Source organism: Spirillospora sp. NPDC049652, from assembly GCF_040675125.1.
Classification (GTDB): Bacteria; Actinomycetota; Actinomycetes; order Streptosporangiales; family Streptosporangiaceae; genus Spirillospora.
Genome location: NZ_JBFAOF010000365.1, coordinates 1 through 6,540, shown reverse-complemented (window position 1 = coordinate 6,540; position 6,540 = coordinate 1). Strand labels below are relative to the sequence as shown.

Annotated in this window: 5 protein-coding genes; 2 read left to right on the top strand and 3 right to left on the bottom strand. The window is 73.1% G+C overall.

Annotated features, from left to right (window positions below):
- A partial coding sequence (locus AB0J52_RS22170) for an enoyl-CoA hydratase-related protein (RefSeq protein ID WP_500183771.1) occupies positions 1-422 on the top strand: 422 nt, incomplete at its 5' end.
- Positions 423-428: 6 nt separating this feature from the next.
- Here AB0J52_RS22170 and AB0J52_RS22165 read toward each other — a convergent pair.
- The 3 genes from AB0J52_RS22165 to AB0J52_RS22155 form a co-directional block, all read right to left on the bottom strand.
- A complete protein-coding gene (locus AB0J52_RS22165) occupies positions 429-1,829 on the bottom strand; it encodes a polysaccharide lyase 6 family protein (protein WP_500183767.1) in 1,401 nt (466 codons plus the stop codon).
- Positions 1,830-1,962: 133 nt separating this feature from the next.
- Positions 1,963-3,189: an MFS transporter gene (locus AB0J52_RS22160; RefSeq protein ID WP_500183764.1), complete on the bottom strand. Its 1,227-nt coding sequence runs from the start codon at positions 3,187-3,189 to the stop codon at positions 1,963-1,965.
- Positions 3,190-3,313: 124 nt separating this feature from the next.
- Positions 3,314-4,072, bottom strand: a complete 759-nt coding sequence (locus AB0J52_RS22155; RefSeq protein ID WP_500183761.1) for an IclR family transcriptional regulator — start codon at positions 4,070-4,072, stop codon at positions 3,314-3,316.
- A gap of 187 nt (positions 4,073-4,259) precedes the next feature.
- Between AB0J52_RS22155 and AB0J52_RS22150 the strand changes: the two genes are divergently transcribed.
- Entirely contained in the window at positions 4,260-6,185 is a 1,926-nt protein-coding gene (locus AB0J52_RS22150; protein WP_500183758.1) for an acyl-CoA dehydrogenase family protein, read from the top strand.
- Positions 6,186-6,540: the final 355 nt, after the last annotated feature.

Sequence of the window (6,540 nt, the reverse complement as noted above, 5' to 3'; positions counted from 1 at the left end):
ACCTGGTGGTCGCGGCCGACGACGTCAAGCTCGCGACCCCCGAGGTCAACGTCGGCCTCTGGCCCATGATGATCATGGCGATCATCAACCGGAACGTCGCGCCCAAGCACGCGTTCAGGCTCTACTACACCGGCGAGCGGATCACCGCCGCCGAGGGACGCGAGATCGGCCTGGTCACCGAGGTCGTCCCGCGCGCCGAGCTGGACGCGCGGGTGGACGCGCTGGCCCGCACGATCGCCGCGAAGTCGCCGGTCGGGCTGCGCCGCGGCCGGGACGCCTTCTTCGCCGTCGAGGGCCGTCCGCTGGAGGACGCCGTCGAGTACCTGCTCGGCGAGCTGGTCGAGCTGGCCGCCACCGAGGACGCCAAGGAGGGCATCACCGCCTTCCTCGAACGCCGCGAGCCCGACTTCAAGGGCCGCTGACCCCGGTCAGGGGGCGGACGGCCCGACGTTCGCGCCGGTCAGCGGGGTGCGGGTGACGGCGGCGGTGGAGAGCTCGTCCGCGCCCACGTCGGCCCGCCCGGAGGCGGGCTGGCCGTCGATGTCGGTTCCGTCGCCCGGGAACGGGTTCGTCGCGGCGTTCACGGCCGGGCTGCCCTTGGCGAGGTGCCGGAGGCCGCCGCCGGGCTTCAGCTTCGGGTCCGCGAACCGGTAGCCCGACGCCGGGACGCCCGGCGCGCCGGGGGCGGGCGCGAAGAACAGGTTGCCCGTGAAGCCCGACTTCAGGACGCTCAGGCTCACCGCCGGGGCCTTCGCCGTCTGGACGACATTGTCGGCGAAGGTCAGGTCATGTGCCTTGCCGCCGCCGGAGTGGTCGCTCCTGACCTGGCCGAGGACGGTGTTGTGCGTGAACCGGACGTGGTCGGCGGGCCAGTAGGCGTCCGGGTCCGACGTGCCGCCGCCGACGGTCACGCCGCCCTCGGCATAGTTGGTGTGGATGTCGTGGCCGCGCCCGTAGAACCTGATGCCGGACGTCCCGAGCAGGTCGTTCCCGTAGACCTGGGAGTCGTTGCTGAAGCGCAGCACGATCCAGCCCCGGCTGCCGCGGATGGTGTTGTACCGGACGACGTTGTTCGACGACTTCACCGAGATGCCCTCGGCGTCGCCGTTCGCGCGGTCCAGCAGGTTGCCCTCGATGACCGCGTGCGCCGGGACCGCGCCCTTGTCGCCGTACCCGAGGCGGATGCACTCACCGCCGTTCGAGCCGGTGTACCCGTGGTCGGTGAACAGGTTGGCGGTGACGCGCGTCCGCTGGGCCATGGCCTTCCCCGGGCCGTTGATCTGGAGGAACACGCCCTGGGACCGTTTGTGCGCAAACGTGTTGCGGTCGATCCGGACGTCGTCCGCCTCGACGTTCACCCAGTTGTTCTTGGTCGCGGGCTCCGCCAGCCGGAAGGTGTTGCGGGTGAGCCGGACGCCGGGGGAGTCGGCGGGCACGCCCGGAGCCTGCCGGGTGTGGAACACGAAGCCCGAGAGGGTCAGGTAGGGCGAGCGGGACAGGGTGATCCCGGCCCCGGTGAGGACGGCCTTCCCGGTGTGCTGCGCGCCGACCGTGATCCGCGCCTGCTTCGTTCCTGCCCGCCCGCTGATCGTCACGGGCTTGTCCAGCTGGTACGAGCCGTCGCGGAGCAGCACCGTGTCGCCGGGCCGCGCCGCGTCGATCTTCTTCTGCAGGTCGGCGGGGGAGGACGCCAGGACGGTCCGTCCGGCGACCGACGAGACCTGCCGTTCCGCGCCGCCGTGCCCGCCGTCGCCACCGGCGGTGACGGCCGCGACGGCCGCCGCCGCCCCGCAGGCGAGCACGCCCGCGCCCGCCGTGAGTGCCGGCATCCGTGCCTTCGTCCGTCGCATCGTCGCATGACCTCCGTGATCGCCAGGGCTGGGCGGCAGTGTAGAAGCGGCGGTTCCGGCGCGCGGACCAAAGCGGGCAAGCCGCCCGGATGTTCACCCCGCGTCCATCAGGTCAGGCGACGCTCTCGGCGGACGGCGAGGCCGTCGGCGCGGTCGTCGGCTCCGCGCGGACCGGGTCGGTGGAGGCGTCGCGCGGCGCGTCCGGTAGCAGCGGCCTGACCAGGACGAACTGGAGCGCGGCGAGGACGAGGCAGAGCGCGGCGGTGCTCGTCCACAGCGCGGTCACGCCCGCGTGCTGGAGCAGCTGAGTCGCGGTGAGCGGCGCGACGATACCGGCGAATCCCCAGCTCAGGCCGTAGACGGACAGGTAGTGTCCGCGCGCGGACGGCGGCGCGAGATCGGCGACGGCCGCGTACACGCGGCCGAAGACGAGCAGCTCGCCGACGCTCCACACGACCGTCGCCAGACCGAGCGGGACGAGCCCCCGGACGCCCGCGTACCCGGCGAATCCGGCGGCCATCAGGACGCAGCCGAGTGCGAGCGTCACGGGCGTGGACAGCGCGGCCAGCCGCCCGAGCCGCAGCAGCGGCTGGCCCGCGACCGTGGTGACGGCCGAGACGGTGAACAGGATCCCGGCGTCGGAGGCGGCCAGCCCGCCGCGCGTCATCGCGAGCGGCAGCGCCACCGTGACCTGCGTGAAGACCAGGGCGTAGAGCGTCCCGCAGGCGAGCAGGGCGAGCAGGGCGCGGTCCCGCCAGGGCGAGGCGGCGTCGCGCCGCGTCCCGCTCCGCAGGGGACGGTCGAGAGGCAGGACCCGCCGCACCACCACCGCGCAGGCCAGGCAGGACAGAGCGTCCATCACGAACAGCCAGCGCAGGTCCCAGCGCCCGACGGCGGCGGCGACCAGCCCGGCCCCGGCGCCCCCGGCGGCGAGCGCCGCGCTGAACAGGCTGTAGGCGCGGGCCCGGTCGGCCGGCCCGACGGCGTCGGCGATCATCGCCTGGCTCGCCGGTTCGTAGATCTCGTAGACCAGCCCGAGCAGCACCGCGAACGCCAGCACCTGCCAGACCGTCCCCGCGGCGGCGATGGCCAGCTGCGCGACCGCGCACCCGGCGAGCCCGAGGACGATCGAGCGGCGGCGTCCGATCCGGTCGGCGAGCCGGCCGCCGAGCAGCCGGGACGGCACGGTCGCCACCCCGAACGCGGCGGTGACCAGCCCGCCGGTCGCCGGGCTCGCGCCGAACCGGGCGACCGTGAGCGCCGCCAGGAACGGCACCGAGAACGCGCCCAGCCGGTTCACGGCCCGCGCCGCGGCCAGCAGCCAGACGCTCCGGGGCAACCCGCTCCGCCGCACAGCGACCTCCGTAACTGGCATCATGGATGATGACAGTCACGACCATAGGGTGTCGAGCAGTAACTGGTCAATCCGTCTTCGACAGTTACATCGCCAGTCGGGCGCCGGCTCAGAGGGTGAGGCTGAGCGTGCGCTGGATGCGCGCCGCCGTCGCCTGCATGCGGTGCACTCGCGCCTCCACCTTCGGCAGCTTCGTCGAGCGGCAGGAGATCGCCAGCGCGCCGACCACCGTGCCCGTCGAGTCGGTGACCGGGACGGCCGCGCAGCCGGTGCCGATCGCGTACTCCTCGTGGTCGAGCGCCAGCCCCGTCTGCGTGTTCAGCAGCTGCAGCAGCCGCCGGGGCTCGGTGATCGTGTGCGGGGTCAGGTCGACCAGCGGGTGCCGGGACAGGTAGTCGCGGCGGCGGTCCTCGTCGAGCTGGCCGAGCATGCACTTGCCGATCGCGGTCGCGTGCGCGGCGTCGTCGAAACCGACCCACAGGTCCACGCGCGGCGCGCGGGGGCCGTCGGCGATGTCGACGATGCGGATCTCGTCGTCCACGTGCATGCCGAAGTAGGACGCGACGCCCAGCTCGTCCCGCAGCGCGATCAGCGCGGGCCTGATCCGGGTCAGCAGCTGCTGCGCGCGGGCCTGGCCCTGGAGCGAGTGGACGCGGTCGCCCAGCACCCAGGCGCCGTCGGTCATCCGCAGCGCGTAACCCTCGTGCGCGAGGGTACGGAGCAGGTGGTAGGTGGTGGCGAGCGGCAGTCCCGCCTCGCGGGACAACTGCTTCGCGGGCGCGCCGTTGGGATGCGAGGCGACGGCCTCCATGAGACGCAACGCGCGCTGCACCGAGGAGATGAGAGTTGGTCTCCGTGTCTCATCCATCACGCACAGCGAACCCCTCCGGCCGGGCAGTGGCCAAGACATGGGCGGTACGCGACCATTGGATCACCTTCCGTCGCGCGCGGAGGCGGATTTCGCGAAGTCGGTCTCGCAGGCGGCCCTACTCATCGGTTTCACCCGGGAGTAACTTCACGGGGAGAGCCCCCGGGAGCCCATCCGAGGAGTCGGCATGACGCATGTGGACGAGCGGACCGCGCGCAAGGTCGCCGAGGAGGCCAGGGACGCCGAGTGGCGGCTGCCCAGCTTCGGCAGGCAGCTCTTCCTCGGCGACTTCCGCCTGGACCTCATCCATCCGCACCCGCGCCCGGCCGCCGAGGACTCGCGCAAGGGCGAGGAGTTCCTGGCCCGGCTGCGAGAGTTCTGTGCCACCCGCGTGGACCCGATGCGGATCGAACGCGAGGCCCGCATCCCGGACGAGGTGGTCGAGGGGCTGCGCGAGCTCGGCGCGCTCGGCATGAAGATCCCCGAGCGGTACGGCGGGCTCGGGCTCAGCCAGTACCACTACGGCCGGGCCCTGATGATCATCGGCTCGTGCAGCCCGGCGATCGGCGCCCTCGTCTCGGCGCACCAGTCCATCGGCGTCCCGCAGCCGGTCAAGCTGTTCGGCACCGACGCGCAGAAGGACGCGTGGCTGCCGGTCAGCGCGCGTTCGATCACCGCGTTCCTGCTCACCGAGCCCGACGTCGGGTCCGACCCTGCGCGGCTGCGCTGCACCGCCGTGCCGGACGGCGACGAGTACGTCCTCAACGGCGTGAAGCTGTGGACGACCAACGGCGTGGTCGCCGACCTCGTCGTGGTGATGGCGCGCGTCCCCAAGGGCGAGGGGCACCGGGGCGGCATCTCGGCGTTCGTCGTGGACATGCGCAGCCCCGGCATCACCGTCGAGAACCGCAACGCGTTCATGGGACTGCGCGGCATCGAGAACGGCGTGACCCGGTTCCACGACGTCCGCGTCCCGGCCGCGAACCTGGTGGGCAAGGAGGGAGCCGGGCTGCGGGTGGCCCTGACCACGTTGAACACCGGGCGGCTCTCGCTGCCCGCGATGTGCGCGGCGGCCGGGAAGTGGGCCACCAGGATCGCCCGGGAGTGGACGGCCGAGCGCGTCCAGTGGGGGCGTCCGGTCGGCGAGCACGAGGCGATCGCCAAGAAGGTGTCGTTCATCGCCGCCACCGCGTACGCGCTGGAGGCCATGCTCGACCTGTCGGGTCGGCTGGCCGACGACGAGCGCAACGACATCCGGATCGAGGCGGCGCTCGCCAAGCTCTGGGCGTCCGAGATGGCCTGCCGGATCTCCGACGAGCTCGTCCAGCTGCGCGGCGGGCGCGGCTACGAGACCGCCGCGTCGCTGGCGGCGCGCGGCGAGCGCGGAGTCCCGGTCGAGCAGGTCTTCCGCGACCTGCGCATCAACCGCATCTTCGAGGGCTCGACCGAGATCATGCACCTGCTGATCGCGCGCGAGGCGGTGGACGCGCACCTGTCGGTGGCCGGGGACATCATCGACCCCGACGCGACGGCCGGGGACAAGGCGCGGGCGGCGGCGCGCGCCGGGAACTTCTACGCCCGCTGGCTGCCGACGCTGGTCACCGGGTCCGGACGGCGGCCCGGCGCGTACGGCCAGTTCGGGCCGCTGGCCCAGCACCTGCGCTACGTCGAGCGCGCGTCCCGCAAGCTCGCCCGGTCCACGTTCTACGCGGCCGCGCGCTGGCAGGGCGGGCTGGAGCGGCGGCAGGGCTTCCTCGGCCGCATGGTCGACATCGGCGCGGAGCTGTACGCGATGAGCGCGGTCTGCGTGCGCGCCCACGCCGACGCCCACCCGGAAGGCGAACCGGTCGGCGAGGGCGCGAGTCCCGGAATGTCGGCGGTCCGGCTGGCGGACGTGTTCTGCCGCCAGTCGCGGGTGCGGGTGGACGAACTGTTCGACGGGCTCTGGCGCAACACCGACGCCGAGGACGGACGCCTCGCCCGCGAGGTGCTGGACGGCGACTTCACCTGGCTGGAGGAGGGCGTGCTCGACCCGTCCGTCCCGGGGCCGTGGATCGCGCCCGCCGAACCCGGCCCGACCGAACGGGAAGACGTGCACCGCTTCATCGGCTGATTCCCGTCCGCGTTTTCCGTCCGCGTTCCGCCGCTCCGGCGAGCGGCCCGACACGCCGCGCGCAGGGGCCCGTTGAGAGTCCCGGCAGGCCGGACTACCTGCGGATCATCGCACAGTGTCACCATATGAAAACTCTCCGCCTGTCATCGGCTCGGTGTGTCGATATGTTTCAGCCACCCGGCGCCCGCGTGCTGCGGCCGGGGCGCGCGGCGGCCGGATCGGCCGGGACGGCCGCCACGGAGGTGAGCGGAGGGACGGCGGGATGCTCAGCATGATCGTCGATGACGTTCGGGAGCCGGCGTGGAACCTCGCGCTGGACGAGGCCCTGGTCCGGGTGCCCGGGCCGCGCGGGCGC

Excerpts from the sequence above, each read along its gene's own strand:
- AB0J52_RS22165 (WP_500183767.1), bottom strand. The coding sequence starts at position 1,829 with ATGCCGGCACTCACGGCGGGCGCGGGCGTGCTCGCCTGCGGGGCGGCG.
- AB0J52_RS22155 (WP_500183761.1), bottom strand. The coding sequence starts at position 4,072 with ATGGATGAGACACGGAGACCAACTCTCATCTCCTCGGTGCAGCGCGCG.
- AB0J52_RS22150 (WP_500183758.1), top strand. The coding sequence starts at position 4,260 with ATGACGCATGTGGACGAGCGGACCGCGCGCAAGGTCGCCGAGGAGGCC.